The following is a 17,329-nucleotide window of genomic DNA, read 5'->3' as shown; positions in this document are numbered from 1 at the left end:
TCCACAGAGAAATAATAAAATTAAATAGTTACCATAATTATTTATGAATCATTCCAGTCGGCGAAGCCAAAAAGTTAGTTACCGCCCGCAGCACAGCATACGCAGTTGACACTAAGTCAATGAGCAATGCGAGCCGCGAACGATGACCAAATTCGCCGGTTTAAGCCCCTGGAATTAGCCCATGCGATAGTTAGGGGATTCTTTAGTGATAGTCACATCATGCACATGGCTTTCTTGAATCCCTGCACCACTGATGCGCACAAACTCAGCTTTGGTACGCAATTCATTGATAGTGGCACAACCGGTAAGCCCCATGCAGGAGCGCAAGCCCCCCATTTGCTGATGTACAATCTCTTTCAACAAACCTTTGTATGCGACACGACCTTCAATACCTTCCGGTACCAGTTTATCGGCAGCATTGTCAGTTTGGAAGTAACGGTCAGAAGAGCCTTTGGACATCGCGCCCAGTGAGCCCATACCACGGTAAGATTTGAATGAACGGCCCTGATAGAGTTCGATTTCGCCCGGAGACTCTTCAGTCCCTGCCAGCATAGACCCCACCATGACACAGGAAGCACCCGCGGCAATGGCTTTAGAAATATCGCCAGAGAAACGGATACCGCCATCGGCAATCACCGGAATACCGGTACCTTCCAGTGCTTCGACTGCATCAGCAATCGCCGTGATCTGTGGCACACCTACACCAGTCACAATACGGGTGGTGCAGATTGAACCTGGACCAATCCCTACTTTTACGGCACTTACACCGGCATCAGCCAAGGCTTTTGCACCCGCGCCCGTCGCAACGTTACCGCCAACTATTTGCAGGTTAGGATATTTGGCACGGGTTTCACGGATTCGTTGCAGAACACCTTCAGAGTGACCATGGGATGAGTCAATCAGTAAAACATCAACACCCGCGGTGACCAGCGCGTCGATACGCTCTTCATTGCCAGCACCGGCACCCACAGCAGCCCCAACACGCAGACGGCCATGCTCGTCCTTACAGGCGTTAGGCTTGCGCTCTGCCTTCTGGAAGTCTTTTACAGTAATCATGCCGCGCAGATGGAAGCTATCATCAACAACCAATGCTTTCTCGACACGTTTTTCATGCATTTTTTGCAAGACAATTTCACGAGCTTCGCCTTCCTTAACGGTAACCAGACGCTCTTTCGGTGTCATCACCGCCGTCACGGGTTGGTCTAAGTCAGTCACAAAACGCACATCACGGCCAGTGATAATGCCAACCAGCTCATAATCTTCGGTTACCACCGGGTAACCTGCAAAACCGTTACGGGCAGTCAATTCTTTCACTTGGCGCAGGGTGGTGGTTGGGGTAACAGTCTGCGGCTCGGTAACAACGCCACTTTCGTGTTTTTTCACGCGGCTGACTTCTTCAGCCTGGCGCTCAATGGACATATTTTTGTGAATGAAACCTAAACCGCCCTCTTGTGCCAGCGCAATGGCCAGACGAGCTTCGGTAACGGTATCCATGGCTGCGGACAGCATAGGGATATTTAGGCGGATAGTTGCGGTCAGTTGAGTGCCAAGTTCGGCCGTATTAGGCAAAACTGTGGAGTGGGCTGGAACCAGGAGAACGTCGTCAAATGTCAGAGCTTCTTTCTTGATACGTAGCATGGGCAATATCTCACCAAGGTGGATGTGAAAAGATAAAATATTGCCGTGGCATTATACAGAGCGTAATCGGTTGCCTCCAGCACTTTCTCATAATTTTTCTTGCCAACCGGTCTGAGGTAGGTAATATCGATCAATTAAGTGCTTGTTTTAAAATTTGATCCAGGTCACATGTCACAATCTTCCGCATCAACAATTTTTACTGTTAGCCGTCTTAATCAGACGGTGCGACAACTGCTGGAAATGGAAATGGGCCAGATTTGGCTCACGGCCGAGATATCCAATTTCTCCCAACCGTCATCCGGTCACTGGTATTTCACCCTAAAAGACGCCCAAGCGCAGGTGCGTTGCGCGATGTTTCGCAACACTAACCGCCGTACTACGTTTCGCCCACAAAATGGTCAACAAGTGTTGGTTAGGGCATCGATTACCCTGTACGAGCCGCGTGGCGATTATCAGTTAATTGCGGAAAGCATGCAGCCTGCCGGTGACGGATTGCTGCAACAACAGTTTGATCAACTCAAGCAACAACTGGCGGCAGAAGGGCTATTTGATCAGCATCATAAACAACCGTTGCCAAGTCCTGCCAGGCAAGTTGGCGTCATCACCTCTGCCAGTGGTGCGGCGCTGCATGATGTTCTACAGGTTTTGCAACGCCGTGACCCATCATTGCCAGTAATTATTTACCCAACAGCAGTGCAAGGCGTTGATGCTCCATTGCAGATAGTCCGTGCCATTCAGTTAGCTAACCTACGTGCCGAGTGCGATATATTAATCGTCGGGCGCGGCGGCGGGTCGCTGGAAGACCTGTGGAGTTTTAACGACGAACGGGTTGCCCGCGCTATTTTCAATAGCCACATCCCAATAGTCAGTGCAGTCGGCCATGAAACCGACATCACTATTGCTGATTTTGTTGCTGACTTGCGGGCGCCAACACCGTCTGCTGCCGCAGAATTAGTGAGCCGTAACCAGATTGAGCTGGTCAGGCAAATTCAAGGGCAGCAGCAGCGGATGGAAATGGCGATGGATTATTATCTGGCGCAGCGCGGCCAGCAATTCACCCGCCTTGAACACCGTTTACAGCAACAACACCCACATTTGCGACTGGCACGTCAGCAGACCCTGTTATTAAAGCTGCAACGCCGTCTGGAAGAGAGCGCGCAAAACCAAATCCGCTGGTTAAGCCGGCGCACCGAACGGCTCCAGCAGCGCCTCGCGCAAGTGCAACCGCAAGGGCAAATTCACCGTTACAGCCAACAAGTACAGCAGCAGGAATACCGTTTGCGCCAGGCATTAGAGCGCCAGCTTAATGGTTATCGGCAGCGTTTTGGTATCGCCTGCTCGCAGTTAGAGGCCGTCAGCCCATTAGCAACCTTGGCCCGTGGCTACAGTGTCACGCAGACTCCGGCTGGGGTAGTGCTGAAAACCACTAAGCAGGTGCAGGCTGGTGATAAGCTGACCACCCGATTGCAGGACGGTTGGGTAGAAAGTGAAATCACCCAAATCAATGTGGCGAAGAAGGCTCGTCAACGGAAAGCGGCAAAAGAGTAACGCCGCCTGGCTCAATTGCTGCCAGTCAAATCGTCGGCAAGTAACTAAAGTGAACGCGGCTTTTCGAAATGAGTCCGTGACCGTGCTGGCAGAAATAATCAATCGCGCCACACGCCTTCAGTACCTGCAACGGTTTGACGCAATCAGGGCACTCCGCCTGTTGCTGATAGTTGCCATGGCAATTAGAGCAATGAAAGTGGCCACTTACTTCGGTCATCAGTTTTTGGCAAACTGGGCATAATGCATCCATCGACTTCTCCTTAAAAACTACATCACCCCGAGCGATCGTAGGAAGTAAATCCCCAGCGCGGTGGTAAAGAATGAACCGACCGTGGTGATGGCAATGATATTCGCCGCCAGGGTGGCATTGCCTCCCATGGCGCGGGTCATAACATAACTGCCAGCCGCCGTTGGGGTGGCAGAGAACAGAAATATAATCCCTAATGTCGCCCCACGAAAGCCCATCAACAAGCCACCAACGGTCATCAATATTGGCACCACAAATAATTTAGCTGTTGAAGATAACGCTGCCACATTGGAAGAACGGAACATCGCGTGCCAGTCGAGGCTCGCTCCGGTGCACAACAGAGCCAATGGTAATGCCAAAGCAGAGATATAACTCCCCGTCTGGACAATCACCTGAGGAAGAGGTAATTGCGTTTGTGCGTAGAGTAAACCGCACAGTAGCCCAATTATCAGCGGATTAGTCACAATACTGCGTAACAGTGCCAATTTACTGATTTTGCCGCCCTGCCCAGCTTGCAGACTGCGAGTCAGGGTGATCACCGACAGCATATTAAATAAAATCACTGTCACCGTCAGATACATCGAGCCGAGTGCCACCCCTTCGGCACCATATGCCGTCATGGCAAAAGCCAACCCCACGATAGCGGTATTGGCTCTGAACCCTCCCTGCACGAATACACCACGCTCTTTTGGGTCTTTTACCAACCACTTGGCGGCGACTTCCAACAGCAAGAAGGTCACCAACGTACCAATAGCGCCATAAACAACCAAGGGTAGGTTATCCAATAAGCTGACATGATTGGTCGCGACACTAAAAAACAGCAGACAAGGGAGGGCGAGATTGAAGACCAGCTTAGTGGCACCATCGCAGAAGCGATCATCCATCAAGCCAAAGCGCCGTAACAGCACACCGAGTAACATCATCAGCAAGTTAGGCATCGTAACACTAAATGCAAAACTCCAGGTTTCCCAAGACATGACTGACTTTCAACTCCCTTTGTTTACGGTTAAGCGGCCCAAGCTGCGTTTTACTGACGGCGGTCGTTAAATGTGCAAAAAGCGCGGAATGCCCGCGCTTTGCTGTTACTACTTACCTTTTTTCAGGTGCGACATCAAACGTTTACGTTTACGCATCTGATTTGGTGTTAATGGATTGCGCTTACCCGCGAATGGGTTCTCGCCCTCTTTAAACTGGATGCGAATTGGCGTACCCATTACTTTTAGTGAACGACGGAAGTAATTCATTAGGTAGCGTTTATACGAATCCGACAGGTCAGTAACCTGGTTGCCGTGGATTACGACAATCGGCGGGTTGTAACCCCCAGCATGGGCATACTTCAATTTGACGCGACGGCCACGCACCAAAGGAGGCTGATGGTCTTCTTCAGCCATCTGCATAATGCGGGTCAGTAAGGAAGTGCCCACACGTTTGGTTGAGCAGTCATAGGCTTCTTGAATAGATTCAAACAGATTACCCACGCCACTGCCATGTAAGGCTGAGATAAAGTGGATCCGCGCAAAATCGACAAAGCCAAGACGCAGATCCAGCATATCTTTAACCTGCGCACGCGCTTCTTCTGTCATGCCATCCCATTTGTTCACCGCAATAACAAGTGAGCGCCCACTATTGAGAATAAAGCCCAACAGCGACAGGTCCTGATCCGAAATACCATCACGAGCATCAATAACCAACAGTACAACATTGGAATCTTCGATTGCCTGCAAGGTTTTAATTACTGAGAATTTTTCCACCGTTTCGGTGATTTTGCCGCGTTTACGCACACCCGCAGTATCAATCAGGATATATTCACGCTCATCGCGGGTCATAGGAATATAAATGCTGTCACGCGTGGTGCCCGGCATATCATAAACCACCACCCGATCTTCACCGAGAATGCGGTTGGTTAGTGTGGACTTACCTACATTAGGACGCCCGACAATTGCCAGTTTGATTGGCAGAGTCCGTGGGTCAAAATCATCTTCTGCGTCATCTTCAGGAACAGCGTCGTCCTCAGCTTCCTGTGCGGCCCAATAAGCCGCATTCGCTTCTTCATCGGTCAATTCAACTTCAGACTCTACAGCATCCATATAAGGTGCCATAACATCTTCAATCAACTGAGTCACACCACGACCATGGGACGCCGCGATAGCATGAACTTCACCTAAGCCCAATGAATAGAAATCTGCTGTAGCAGTATCTGGATCAATACCATCAGTTTTGTTGGCAACCAGGAAAGTCGCTTTTTCACGACTGCGCAGATGCTGGGCAATCCCCTGATCCGCAGGCATCAAGCCTGCGCGGGCATCAACCATAAACAGGACAATATCGGCCTCTTCAATCGCCAATAACGATTGACCTGCCATCTTGGTTTCTACGCCATCTTCTGTGCCATCAATACCTCCGGTATCGATAACAATAAACTCATGCCCCTCGACCTCGGCACGACCATATTTACGGTCACGCGTTAGCCCGGGAAAGTCCGCAACTAACGCATCACGGGTGTGCGTTAAACGGTTAAATAGAGTGGATTTACCCACATTCGGGCGCCCGACCAGCGCGATGACAGGTATCATTGTTGAAGCCTCATTACTTAATTTTCAAATCATTACAGCGCTGTACCAAACCTGCAACAGCGCAGTTTTTAGAAGACAAACGGCCCCTGAATCTCAGGAGCCGCTTAAAACCCTGCGTTTTGAACGTTGCTGCGATATTAGCGGCATTCACTAACCCGAATAACTGACGGTATCAGTTCATTAGGGTTCATTCGTTTGCTGCCTTGCTGCAACACCAATAACTTTGGGTATTGACCTATTATTGGCCTGTTAAACAGGCACTAAATCAGGATTAACGGGTGAACGCGTATACCGTGCCGCCTCTCGCCTGAACCAGCAACTTATCGCTGGCAACCACTGGCGCACTCAGGAAGCCGGAGCTGTCTACGCTCTGCTGAGCTACAAAACGGCCATCATCGGTATTCACCCAGTGCAGATAACCTTCGGCATCACCTACAACCAGATACCCATTATACATCACAGGAGCTGTCAAGTTACGATGTAATAAATCGCTTTGACTCCAAAGGGTTATACCGCCATCTGTTTTCAGCGCAACAATTCGGTCATTTTGATCGACCAGATAAATGCGACCCGCGTCGACAATGATGTCATTCACTGATCCCATTTCACGCTTCCACAGGATCTGGCCGGAACGCAGATCTAATGCAGTCAAGTTACCATTGTATGCCAAAGCATAAACCACACCATCAACAACCACAGGCGTGGTATCAACGTCGTTCAGGCGGTCAATTTCAGTGGTACCTGTCACTTGGGAAATACGCTGTTGCCAGATCAACTGGCCCTGTTCCATCATTACCGCACTGACGCGGCCATTGTCACCACCGACAATCGCTGCACCGAATGCGACTGCTGGTGCAGATTCACCGCGCAGAGACAGCGCTGGTGTATCGAGGTTTAATGTCCACTTAATCGCACCGTCTGATTCATTCAGTGCTTGCAGCATGCCATTTGATGTATGGATCAGTACCACCCCATCGCTGACAACCGGACGAGATAATGCTTCACCCGCCACCACGGTCTGCCATGCAACCTGACCATCATCGGAATTAAGCGCATAAACTACCGCTTTCTCGCTGCCGACATACACATGGGCACCTGATGCAGTGACGCCACCAGATAACATTGCAGAACGGTTGCTGGAAAGGAAGTTGGTTTTTTCAGACAAATCGGTTTGCCAGATTTGCTTACCGCTGTCGGCGTCCATGGCTTTCACCAAGCCTTTACGGTCGGCGGCAAAGACAGTCGTCCCCTGCCAGGCTGGGCGCAAATGGGAGTAATAATCACCGACACCACCACCTACTGAGGTACTCCACACTTTAGTTGGTGTGAATTGATTCTCAATTTTTGGCAGTGGTGACATGGTAACCACATCTTCTTCACTGTTAAACAGTGAACAACCGCTCAATAGGGCAACAGATACCAGTCCTACTAAGAGTGTTTTACGCAATTGCATGGGAATACCCCTTAGCTGGACAAATTATTCAATTTCATGCGCAGCAAAGCTTGCAGCGCCTGAGAAGCATTTGATTCGACGCCTTTGCTGTAAGCAGCTCGCGCACCGGCGGTATCACCTTTACTCAATAGCGCATCGCCACGGACATCCTGAGCCATCGCAGTCCAACCATCACCCTGCACCGCATCCAGCGTTTTCAATGCGTCGTCTGGTTTCTTCAATTGCAATTGCAGACGTGCAAGACGCAAATTAATCAGTGACAACAGATTTTCATCTTTGGTCTGACCCAGCGCCTGAGTGAGTTGTTGCGCCGCTTTATCAAACTCATTTAGCTCAACAAAGTGATGAGCCAGCTCTAACCCGGCCAGTACGCCGTAGTTATTGCTATTGCCCTGAACAAATTTTTCAGCAAGAGCAACACCATCAGCACTGTTAGCTGACAAAGCATCACTGGCTTGCTGATAGGCAGAGGAGGCTTCCGTCAAGACAGTGTTCTGATGACTCTGCCAGTAACGCCAACCCACTAATGCACCAATCCCGAGCACCACACCCACGGCCAGCGCTTTACCATTCTCACTAAAGAAACGGCGCACTGCATCAACCTGGTCATTTTCAGTGGTATAGACTTCCACGGTGTCTCTCTCCTTAACCCAACATCAAAGCCAGACGCGCAGCAACATCCGCTTGCGCCAGCGTTTCTTGTTCACCATTTCGCAAATCTTTTACGACCACTTGCTGTGCTGCTACTTCGCTTTCGCCAAGCATTAATGCAACACGGGCACCCCACTTATCAGCGCGGGTAAATTGCTTTTTGACATTACCACCGCCGTAATTGGTCATTAATTTCAGCGTTGGCATGGCATCACGCAGGTTCTCAGCAAGTAGCATTGCAGCACTTTGCGTATCCTGACCAGACGAAATGACATAAACATCTACTGTCGCTGGTACCTGGAAGTCAGCATTTACGGCCTGCACTAACAGAACCAAACGCTCAAGGCCCATGGCAAAACCAACCGCAGGCGTTGCACGCCCACCGAGTTGTTCAACCAAACCGTCGTAACGCCCACCGGCACACACAGTGCCCTGGGCGCCCAAGCTATTGGTGACCCACTCAAATACCGTACGGTTATAATAATCTAAACCACGAACTAAACGCTCATTGACGGTATATGGGATGCTGGCCTGGTCTAAAAGTTCACACAGACCTGCAAAATGTTGTTTTGACTCTTCATCCAGATATTCAGATAGCTTAGGCGCATCATTTAGCAGCAATTGAACATCGGGATTTTTGGAGTCCAGCACTCTCAGCGGATTACTGTACATCCGGCGCTTACAATCTTCGTCCAGTACCTCAACGTGTTGCTCGAGGAAAGTCACCAGCGCTTCACGGTAATCAGCACGCGCATCCAATGATCCAATGGAGTTCAGTTCAAGTTGCACATGCTCTGAGATACCTAAAGCACGCCACCACCGGGCAGTCAGCAAAATTAATTCGGCATCAATATCCGGCCCTTGCAGACCGAAAACTTCCGCACCCAACTGATGGAATTGACGATAGCGGCCTTTCTGTGGGCGCTCATAGCGGAACATCGGACCGATGTACCACAGACGCTGTTCCTGATTGTACAGCAGACCATGTTCAATACCTGCACGTACACACCCTGCGGTTCCCTCAGGACGCAGTGTCAGACTTTCGCCATTGCGATCATCAAAGGTATACATCTCTTTTTCAACCACGTCGGTGACTTCACCGATCGCGCGCTTGAATAACGGGGTCTGCTCTACAATCGGCATGCGAATTTCGCTATAACCGTAGCCTGCAAGTACTTGCTTCAAGATACTTTCAATGCGCTGCCATACTACCGTATCGGCTGGCAGGTAGTCGTTCATACCACGGATGGCTTGAATGTTCTTTGCCACGTCTGTTCTCTGTAGTTTTATACCCTATTTACTTGAAGCAGCAGCGCCGTTCGCAGCCACTCTAATTACTTTGGGCATGGTGCAAAAAATAAAGCCGATTATAGAGGCTTGCCACCCATATATTCAATGATGACAACTTGTTACCCCTACAGGCGCAATGTAAAGCGGGCTAAAACCCGCTTTTGTGCTGACCGACAACCCATGACCAACGATGTTTATTCATCATCCAATTGATTGATAACAATCCGATTATTAGCATCAAGCATTGATGCTTTAGCCCGAATTTTGGCTTCCAACTGGTCAATCATATTTTTGTTATCAAAGCGTTCTTTTTGACGAACACCATCTTCGTAGAAACCGCTTTTGTTATGAGCACCGGTCACACCGATAGTCGACACTAAAGCCTCACCCGGGCCATTGACCACACAACCGATGATAGAGACATCCATAGGTGTAATCAGATCTTCTAACCGCTGTTCTAAAGCATTCACAGTACCGATAACGTCAAACTCTTGGCGCGAGCATGTTGGGCAAGCGATAAAGTTAATCCCACGGGCACGGATACGCAAAGATTTAAGAATATCGAAACCGACTTTGACTTCTTCAACCGGATCAGCCGCCAGCGAGATACGCAACGTATCGCCAATACCTTCAGACAGCAACAAACCTAATCCAATGGCAGATTTAACTGAACCACTGCGCGCACCACCCGCTTCGGTGATACCCAAATGCAAAGGTTGGTCGATTTTTTTGGCTAACAAACGATAGGAGTTTACCGCCAGGAAAACATCTGAGGCTTTAACACTGACTTTAAACTGATCAAAATTGAGGCGGTCAAGAATGTCGACATGCCGCATCGCGGATTCAAGCAGGGCTTCCGGCGTAGGTTCACCGTATTTCTCCTGAATATCTTTCTCCAGCGATCCACCATTGATACCGATACGGATAGGGATGTTGTAGTGGCGAGCGCTAGCAACCACGTCTCGGATACGGGCTTCGTTGCCAATATTACCGGGGTTAATACGCAAGCAATCAACACCGTACTCAGCCACTTTCAGGGCGATACGGTAGTCAAAATGAATATCGGCAACCAGCGGCACAATGACGTCTTTATGCTGCTTGATTAATTTAAACGCCTCAGCCGCTTCCATGGTGGGTACTGAGACTCGCACGATATCCACACCAACACGTTGCAATGCTACGATTTGGGCAACAGTCGCAGCAACATCCGTGGTTTTAGTATTGGTCATCGATTGCACTGCAATCGGCGCACCATCACCAATTGGCACTTTACCGACGTAAATCCGGGTAGATTTACGTCGGATAATTGGGGGTTCGTTATGCATTACACACTCTCCTTTACAGTCGTGTAGTTTATACAACAAAGCAGTTTTTCAAAACTACAGTGGCGGTTTAGCTGAACCACAACATAGTTTGTCAAAACCACAATATTACTCTACACCGACAGTCAGGCGGGCTACGCGATTAGCCTTAATAAACTTACTCAAATCAACCGGATTACCCTGATATGTGATTGTCAGCGCACCAGGTGCACCGATAGTCAGTTTATAAGGGGATTTCCCCGATAGGTTGAGGGTCGCGCCTCCTTTTTGGATACCGCTAAACAATGTTTTTCCACTCGCATCAACAACCTGTAACCAGCAATCAGCTTTGAAGTTCATTACCAATGAACCCACAGATGATGCCGCACCATTTACCCCAGCGTCTGCTGTAGGTAGTGGTGATTGCGCGGTAGAAGCATCAGGCACAACTGCCTGACTCGGGGAAACGACCACAGACTCCGCCGGAGTCGCTCCCTGATTAGTTGCTGTCTCGACACGGTTATTTACCGTATCCACAGGTGCTGTACTGTTTGTTACCGGTGCAGTACCACTTGCCGTAGGTGTAGAGGCAGGCTGACTATTCGCAATCGGAGCCTGGGTATCGGTCGGCGCGTTAGGATCGCTATTCTCATCAGACAGCGGCACAGATTGCCCGCCATTTTGCAACAGCTGGGCAGAGGATTGATCAGCCATAGTGGCTATCTCTGCTTGCTGCGCCTGATGATTTTGCCACCACCATGCTCCTGTCAACCCCAGCACAACCAACACAATAAGCCAGGTGAAACTCATCAACCAGCCATCACGTTTTTTATGCTTTTTCCCCAATGAAAAACTTTGCATTGGGGCCACTTTTGTTGCCCTGATTGGTGCTTGTTTTTCCAACATGGGTAACAGTTCATCTTCAGGGAGGTGAACCAATTTGGCGTAAGAACGAATGTAACCACGGTGGAATGTCGAGGCGAGATTAGCTTGCGCTTTATCCTCCTCAAGATCACGGATTGTGGATACCTTCAGACACAGACGTTCTGCAACCGTCTGCTGAGTTAGCCCTAGAGCTTCGCGGGCTTGACGCAGGCGCACACCTGTCGTCTCTGGAACTGTTTGATCTTGGGAGGCTTCAGTATTCATTAGCTAGAAAATGCTGGTACTGTTTGGATTGTGGAAAACTTCGCGCAAGCTGCTTGCCATAGCGTTGAACACTATCTTGACGGCCTGCTAGCGCGGCGAAACGAATTTGTAACCATAAACTTTCAGCACTGGCCGGAAGTGTATGTTGGTAAACATCCAGTAATAGTTGCGCCTGAGCGCGATTCCCTTCTCCAAAATGCCTTTGAGCTTCTGCAAGCAGCGGCTCACCTTTATCAGGATCATACTTCAATGCCCGACTCAACAGTATCCGAGCCTGGTCATTTTGATTGGCCCGTAAAAAGCAATATCCAGCGTTTTCCAGACTATCTGCCACCTGACCGTAATCGGGCAGCAGCGCTGCTGCGCTAAACTGTTGTTGGGCCGGTACATACTGCCCTAAACCACACAGAAACGCACCGTAATTATTCAGTACCGTGCCATTTCCAGGTGCCAGTTTCATCGCTTGCTGATAACGCTGCTCTGCGGCACTGTTTTCACCGATACGTTGTTCGTAAAACGCCATACCCAATTGAGCGCGATAATCCTGTGGATCAGCCTCTACAGCCTTCTCAAGATTCTGCCGCGCGGCATTAAGATCACCCTGCGCCAAATACTCTAAACCCAGTTGTAAACGCGTCTGCCCGGCGGCGGGTTGGCTAACCTTTTCCGGCGATGAACCGGAACAACCAGCCAATACGGTCGCAATCAGGCAAACTCTCCACAGTCTTGTCAGCTTCATGCTTTCTCAATTGTCCTTATATGTGAAGATACCCGTCATACCTCAAGCGTCATGCACGTTCGCAATACTCACGACTTGAATTATTTAGGGTATAGCTTTTTCAGTATTGAGCATCTAACAAATTATAAGTTAAATAACAATTAGTTATATAGAACAAATCAATACTTTCAATCAGACTGTCTTAATAGCGATAGGTTCACCGGCCATTTTCTTTTTCAAGGTACGCTTGGTGCGGTCAATCACCTCACCCGCTAACTGCCCACATGCAGCATCTATATCGTCACCACGCGTTTTACGAACAATGGTGGTAAAACCATATTCCATCAATACCTTAGAAAAACGATCCACCCGGCTGTTTGAACTACGGCCATAAGGTGCGCCAGGGAACGGGTTCCATGGGATCAAGTTAATCTTACATGGTGTGTCTTTCAGACATTCCGCCAGTTGATGAGCTTGTTCCACGCTGTCATTGATGTGATCCAGCATAACGTATTCGACGGTAACCCGCCCGCCATTGGCTTTGGATTTATCCAAATAACGCCGTACCGCAGCCAGGAAGGTTTCAATATTGTATTTACGATTGATTGGCACGATTTCATCGCGGATATCATCGGTCGGCGCGTGCAATGAGATAGCCAACGCCACATCAATCATATCACCCAGCTTGTCCAACGCCGGAACCACGCCGGAAGTAGACAAGGTCACACGGCGTTTAGATAAGCCGAAACCAAAGTCATCCATCATGATATCCATGGCCGGCACCACGTTATTCAGATTGAGCAAAGGTTCACCCATCCCCATCATCACCACATTGGTGATTGGGCGGATACCGGTGGCTTTTACTGCGCCGATAATTTTGGCCGCACGCCATACCTGACCGATGATTTCCGATACCCGCAGGTTACGGTTAAAGCCCTGTTGTGCCGTGGAGCAGAATTTACACTCCAGTGCGCAGCCTACCTGAGATGACACACACAGCGTTGCGCGGTCGCCTTCTGGGATATAGACGGTTTCAACTTGCTGATCACCCACTTTGATGGCCCATTTAATGGTGCCATCCGTTGATCGCTGCTCTTCAGTCACTTCCGGTGCACGGATTTCTGCTACCCGCTGCAATTTGGCGCGTAGCACTTTATTAATGTCGGTCATTTGCTCGAAATCATCAAAGCAATAGTGATATATCCACTTCATGACCTGATCTGCACGGAAAGGCTTCTCGCCCATTTCAGCAAAGAATTGGCGCATTTGCTGGCGATTTAAGTCGAGCAAATTAATTTTGCCAGTGACAGGCGCGGCAATGGCGGGCGCGTTGTCTGGCGTAGGGACAGCATCAATTGGTGCTGATGAAGTTAATAATTGTTCAGACATGAGTTGTCGTGGCCTCGTTGTTACACTTTACGGCGCTGCGTGTTAAACCGGATAGGCTTTCGAAACGGCGATAAATAAATAATAGAACGCCCCGGGAGAGATGTCTCCACCGGGGCGCGGCATTGTACGAATTTTAGAGCATGGATTCCATGATTGGAAAGGCGTCCGGGCAACTTTATTGTTTCAGTTGATTAAATCCTGGCCATTTCTACACAGAATCAACTCATTAGCGACGAGAAATAATCTCATCCGCAGCGAAGAAATAGGCAATTTCACGCTGAGCTGATTCAACCGCATCAGAACCGTGTACTGCGTTAGCGGTAAAACTGTCGGCAAAGTCAGCACGCAGAGTGCCTGCTAGTGCGTTAGCTGGATTAGTTGCCCCCATGATATCACGGTGGCGCTGAACGGCATTCTCACCTTCCAGAACTTGTACCATAATTGGGCCAGAGGTCATAAATTCAACCAAACCATCGAAGAACGGGCGGCCTTTATGTTCTGCGTAAAAACCTTCTGCTTGTTCTTTGGTCAGGCGCAGCATTTTTGCAGCAATGATTTCGAAACCAGCACTTTCAAAACGCGCATAAATAGCACCAATGTCGTTATTGATAACAGCATTGGGTTTGATGATGGAGAAAGTACGTTCTAAAGCCATGATAACCTCTATTGAATTTCTAATATTGACCGGACGTGGAACCCGCCCCGCTAACTACCCTAAATAAGGATATAAACTTGGCTGGCGAACGGTTCCTTTACTACAAAATTATGCCGACCCCTGTACAGTGGCCGCCGATTATAAGTGCGCGATTAACGCTTGCATACGGGAATCACAACATTTCATTAAAAAATATTTATCTTAATTACTCATTTTTGCGTACAACTCACACTTTGCATAAAAACCCGTTTGCCATACTCGCAGTGCTTTGCAGGTAAAACGTTATTAATATCAAAGTTCATTGATAAATTGAAAGCCCACCTTCTTTTTCACAATAGCTGAAGGTTGGCTGATCACATCCGATACCAGTGCGCGTTTCCCTTTTTTGGCTAAATAGTTGGCTAATGCTCTGATAGCCGCTGTACCTGCGCCTCTGATAACGCCTTCAGCCGTTGGATATAGCACATAAGCTGGATGAGTCAGCGAGCCGGCGACACCAACATCAAACTCATTAATATCAACGGCCAGCGTGATGCTAATAACCTCTCCTGATAGACGAACGATCACATAGATATAATCATCACGGGGTGTTATTAGCCAACTCAGCACCACGTCACTCACCAAATTCGAGGCAGAAATAACCACATCCATCCCCTCATACGGATTGAGATTGCCAATATTTTCAATATTCGTTGCGCTTTTTAAGGTCTGCGCGGCCTCACTGTAGCGCCGTTGCCATTCTTCGATATCCGCGAGGACATGTTGCCTGGCAGCCAGCGTGCCTTCGGTTGCGCCGCTAATGATTTCAATATCAAAGTGCATTTCAGGCTGTTCTAACCATTGATTGTGTTGCCGTCTTCTGGGGATGGTTTCGACAAACTCGAAATTTTGCAGTGCCAACTCATAGCGCCCTTGAGGTAGTAGCTGTGCTACTTGTGGTGTTTCGACATTAAAATCCAGATTATTGTGATGTAAATAAACAGCATAGCTAAGTTGTGAAAAATCAAATGCTGTCTTTAACAGGGCGATATTATCAATATTCTCCGCGATATAGGTTCGGACACTTTCAATAAACCGCGCATCGGTCGCTGTATCTAATGCCGCATAGCCGGTATCACCTGAGCTGATAATCCGCGCAATAACCCGACCAAAATTTTCAGCGTTCCAACTATCAAGACTGTCACCAAAGAGCAGTGTAAAATCAGTCAAAATATTCAATGTCCAATCAATGCAGGGGGGAATAAGCTGGCGGCGAAAGCGTAAATGAGGGAGCACTTCATCTTTCATTGAAACTTTACAGGCCCGTGCACTGGCCGGTACTGTCAATGATTTACCGTTCATATCAGAATTAATTTGAGTCAATATACCGACCGGCTCAGTTGACAACTCCGTCAAAAAAACATCAGCAGACAACGCTTCATTCGTCATTAATTTAGGGAAGGGCTTCGAAGAACCGGATACTTGTAATATCTTATTGTTACCGCCATTGAAAAAATCATAAGCATTAGTGACAAACCGGTCTACCTGATTACACCGCCCTTGGATAACATAATTATAAATATTAAGCAGGGGAACTAACCAACAAGCGGTTTTTCCAACCAGACTTCGCCCTGACCTACTTTTATTTTTTTCAGCCGTCAACACTATTTTATTTATAATTAATGGTTCAGTTTCATTTGCGTTATTAATAAAAAATTTAACACTCGTTTTATCCGCATCAAACAAATAGGTGATCAGTGGATAGTAATAGACCACCTGTTCACCAATAGACTCCATAAATTGAACTTCGAAATAGCCACCATTAAATGTCGATAACATTGACAATGTATCGCTTTCATTGCTCAATTTGAATATAGAACTATTACTTCTGCTTTCATGAATAAAAAAAACCTCACGATGTCTTATTTTAAATATACCACCGCCGATTATTTCTATAGAATAATCACCTTGATCATTCAAATCAAAACTGACCAAAGCTTGTTTTGGACCTATTCGTTCATCACCCCAATATCGACCAAAGGTATATTGTATCGGGATAATAACTCTATCTTTTACAACACAATATTGATCGCAAATAAAATATTCTTTCTGAGAAACATGAATACTGCTAATTCCATTATCCATGCCTATTTTTTTAAGTCAAAAGTTAAGTAATCATCAGTCAGAGTATAGTAATCGCCGCTATAGTTATCATTTTTATAAACTGTCACTTGGGTATTTTGTGGTAGTTTTATCGAACTAATTTGATCATTAAGTGGGTTTAAAATATGTGATTGCTTCCTACGGCGATCAGTATTATTAAACAGATCAACGTACTCGTTACCAGAGAGGCAAATTGATTCACCTAAAAAGTTATCTTGCTCATAAAAACAGGCAGCGCTTCTAACTCTAAAGGAACTAATCTCATTATTTAAATCAGCCCAACTGCGAGAGGAAAATAAATCAACATCATCTCTAAATGTCAATAATTTGCCTGAGAAATCATTATTTTCATAAACCGTGACAATCATACCTGAGGGAACAAAAATAGATGATATTTTGTCATTCCATTCATCCTTAAGATCACTTACTTCTTGCCCCTGCCCCGCGCAAATTGATTTCCCCGTATAGTTATTATTAGCAAAGAAACACACTTCCCCCTGTTGAGCAGAAACGTTTTCAGTTAATATTAGCGTGAAAAATATTATTAAGTAATTATGGTTCATCTAATAATCCCC

General features: G+C 47.7%; 13 protein-coding genes and 1 pseudogene. 1 reads left to right on the top strand and 13 read right to left on the bottom strand.

Annotated features, from left to right (window positions below; all coding sequences use genetic code 11):
- Positions 1–174 precede the first annotated feature (174 nt).
- The gene (gene guaB / locus V1955_RS05270; protein ID WP_083163216.1) at positions 175–1,638 is read right to left on the bottom strand and encodes an IMP dehydrogenase; all 1,464 of its coding nucleotides are present in this window, start codon (positions 1,636–1,638) and stop codon (positions 175–177) included.
- 168 nt (positions 1,639–1,806) lie between these two features.
- On the opposite strand from guaB, the gene xseA reads away from it, so the two are divergent.
- Positions 1,807–3,186, top strand: a complete 1,380-nt coding sequence (gene xseA, locus V1955_RS05265) for an exodeoxyribonuclease VII large subunit (protein WP_372569463.1) — start codon at positions 1,807–1,809, stop codon at positions 3,184–3,186.
- Positions 3,187–3,211: 25 nt separating this feature from the next.
- On the opposite strand, the gene V1955_RS05260 is transcribed toward xseA, so the two are convergent.
- From V1955_RS05260 to V1955_RS05205, 12 genes and pseudogenes are all read right to left on the bottom strand, one after another.
- Positions 3,212–3,436, bottom strand: a complete 225-nt coding sequence (locus tag V1955_RS05260; protein ID WP_083163211.1) for a zinc ribbon domain-containing protein — start codon at positions 3,434–3,436, stop codon at positions 3,212–3,214.
- 17 nt (positions 3,437–3,453) lie between these two features.
- The gene (locus tag V1955_RS05255; RefSeq protein WP_083163209.1) at positions 3,454–4,410 is read right to left on the bottom strand and encodes an AEC family transporter; all 957 of its coding nucleotides are present in this window, start codon (positions 4,408–4,410) and stop codon (positions 3,454–3,456) included.
- 108 nt (positions 4,411–4,518) lie between these two features.
- Complete coding sequence (gene der, locus V1955_RS05250) at positions 4,519–6,006, bottom strand: ribosome biogenesis GTPase Der (protein WP_083163207.1); 1,488 nt, start codon at positions 6,004–6,006, stop codon at positions 4,519–4,521.
- 271 nt (positions 6,007–6,277) lie between these two features.
- Complete coding sequence (gene bamB / locus V1955_RS05245) at positions 6,278–7,459, bottom strand: outer membrane protein assembly factor BamB (protein WP_083163205.1); 1,182 nt, start codon at positions 7,457–7,459, stop codon at positions 6,278–6,280.
- A gap of 11 nt (positions 7,460–7,470) precedes the next feature.
- Positions 7,471–8,091, bottom strand: coding sequence for a YfgM family protein (locus V1955_RS05240; RefSeq protein WP_083163203.1), 621 nt, complete (start codon positions 8,089–8,091; stop codon positions 7,471–7,473).
- Positions 8,092–8,104: 13 nt separating this feature from the next.
- Entirely contained in the window at positions 8,105–9,379 is a 1,275-nt protein-coding gene (gene hisS, locus V1955_RS05235; protein WP_442820603.1) for a histidine--tRNA ligase, read from the bottom strand.
- A 215-nt stretch (positions 9,380–9,594) separates the two neighbouring features.
- A complete protein-coding gene (gene ispG / locus V1955_RS05230; RefSeq protein ID WP_083163199.1) occupies positions 9,595–10,725 on the bottom strand; it encodes a flavodoxin-dependent (E)-4-hydroxy-3-methylbut-2-enyl-diphosphate synthase in 1,131 nt (376 codons plus the stop codon).
- Between the two features lie 105 nt (positions 10,726–10,830).
- Positions 10,831–11,850 carry a cytoskeleton protein RodZ gene (gene rodZ, locus V1955_RS05225; protein ID WP_083163197.1) on the bottom strand — a complete coding sequence of 340 codons (1,020 nt, stop codon included), beginning with the start codon at positions 11,848–11,850 and terminating at the stop codon, positions 10,831–10,833.
- Positions 11,840–12,589, bottom strand: coding sequence for a type IV pilus biogenesis/stability protein PilW (pilW, locus tag V1955_RS05220; RefSeq protein ID WP_372559663.1), 750 nt, complete (start codon positions 12,587–12,589; stop codon positions 11,840–11,842). The genes rodZ and pilW overlap by 11 nt, the downstream gene beginning before the upstream one ends.
- Before the next feature lie 171 nt (positions 12,590–12,760).
- On the bottom strand, positions 12,761–13,957 hold the full coding sequence (locus tag V1955_RS05215; protein WP_083163193.1) for a bifunctional tRNA (adenosine(37)-C2)-methyltransferase TrmG/ribosomal RNA large subunit methyltransferase RlmN: 1,197 nt from the start codon (positions 13,955–13,957) through the stop codon (positions 12,761–12,763).
- Between the two features lie 226 nt (positions 13,958–14,183).
- Positions 14,184–14,612 (bottom strand): nucleoside-diphosphate kinase, encoded by a 429-nt coding sequence (gene ndk / locus V1955_RS05210; protein ID WP_083163189.1) that lies wholly within the window; start codon positions 14,610–14,612, stop codon positions 14,184–14,186.
- A 291-nt stretch (positions 14,613–14,903) separates the two neighbouring features.
- A pseudogene (locus tag V1955_RS05205) lies at positions 14,904–17,317 on the bottom strand (peptidase inhibitor family I36 protein).
- Between the last annotated feature and the right edge of the window lie 12 nt (positions 17,318–17,329).

Source organism: Yersinia sp. 2545 StPb PI, assembly GCF_052217125.1.
GTDB lineage: Bacteria > Pseudomonadota > Gammaproteobacteria > Enterobacterales > Enterobacteriaceae > Yersinia > Yersinia enterocolitica_E.
Note: the sequence above shows the minus strand (reverse complement) of the source record. Positions and strands in the feature narration are given on the sequence as shown.

What these genes read in the sequence shown, in the direction of transcription:
- rodZ (WP_083163197.1), bottom strand. Translation starts at nt 11,850, where the DNA reads ATGAATACTGAAGCCTCCCAAGATCAAACAGTTCCAGAGACGACAGGT.
- V1955_RS05260 (WP_083163211.1), bottom strand. Translation starts at nt 3,436, where the DNA reads ATGGATGCATTATGCCCAGTTTGCCAAAAACTGATGACCGAAGTAAGT.
- guaB (WP_083163216.1), bottom strand. Translation starts at nt 1,638, where the DNA reads ATGCTACGTATCAAGAAAGAAGCTCTGACATTTGACGACGTTCTCCTG.
- der (WP_083163207.1), bottom strand. Translation starts at nt 6,006, where the DNA reads ATGATACCTGTCATCGCGCTGGTCGGGCGCCCGAATGTGGGTAAATCC.
- ispG (WP_083163199.1), bottom strand. Translation starts at nt 10,725, where the DNA reads ATGCATAACGAACCCCCAATTATCCGACGTAAATCTACCCGGATTTAC.
- ndk (WP_083163189.1), bottom strand. Translation starts at nt 14,612, where the DNA reads ATGGCTTTAGAACGTACTTTCTCCATCATCAAACCCAATGCTGTTATC.
- V1955_RS05255 (WP_083163209.1), bottom strand. Translation starts at nt 4,410, where the DNA reads ATGTCTTGGGAAACCTGGAGTTTTGCATTTAGTGTTACGATGCCTAAC.
- xseA (WP_372569463.1), top strand. Translation starts at nt 1,807, where the DNA reads ATGTCACAATCTTCCGCATCAACAATTTTTACTGTTAGCCGTCTTAAT.
- bamB (WP_083163205.1), bottom strand. Translation starts at nt 7,459, where the DNA reads ATGCAATTGCGTAAAACACTCTTAGTAGGACTGGTATCTGTTGCCCTA.
- pilW (WP_372559663.1), bottom strand. Translation starts at nt 12,589, where the DNA reads ATGAAGCTGACAAGACTGTGGAGAGTTTGCCTGATTGCGACCGTATTG.
- V1955_RS05215 (WP_083163193.1), bottom strand. Translation starts at nt 13,957, where the DNA reads ATGTCTGAACAATTATTAACTTCATCAGCACCAATTGATGCTGTCCCT.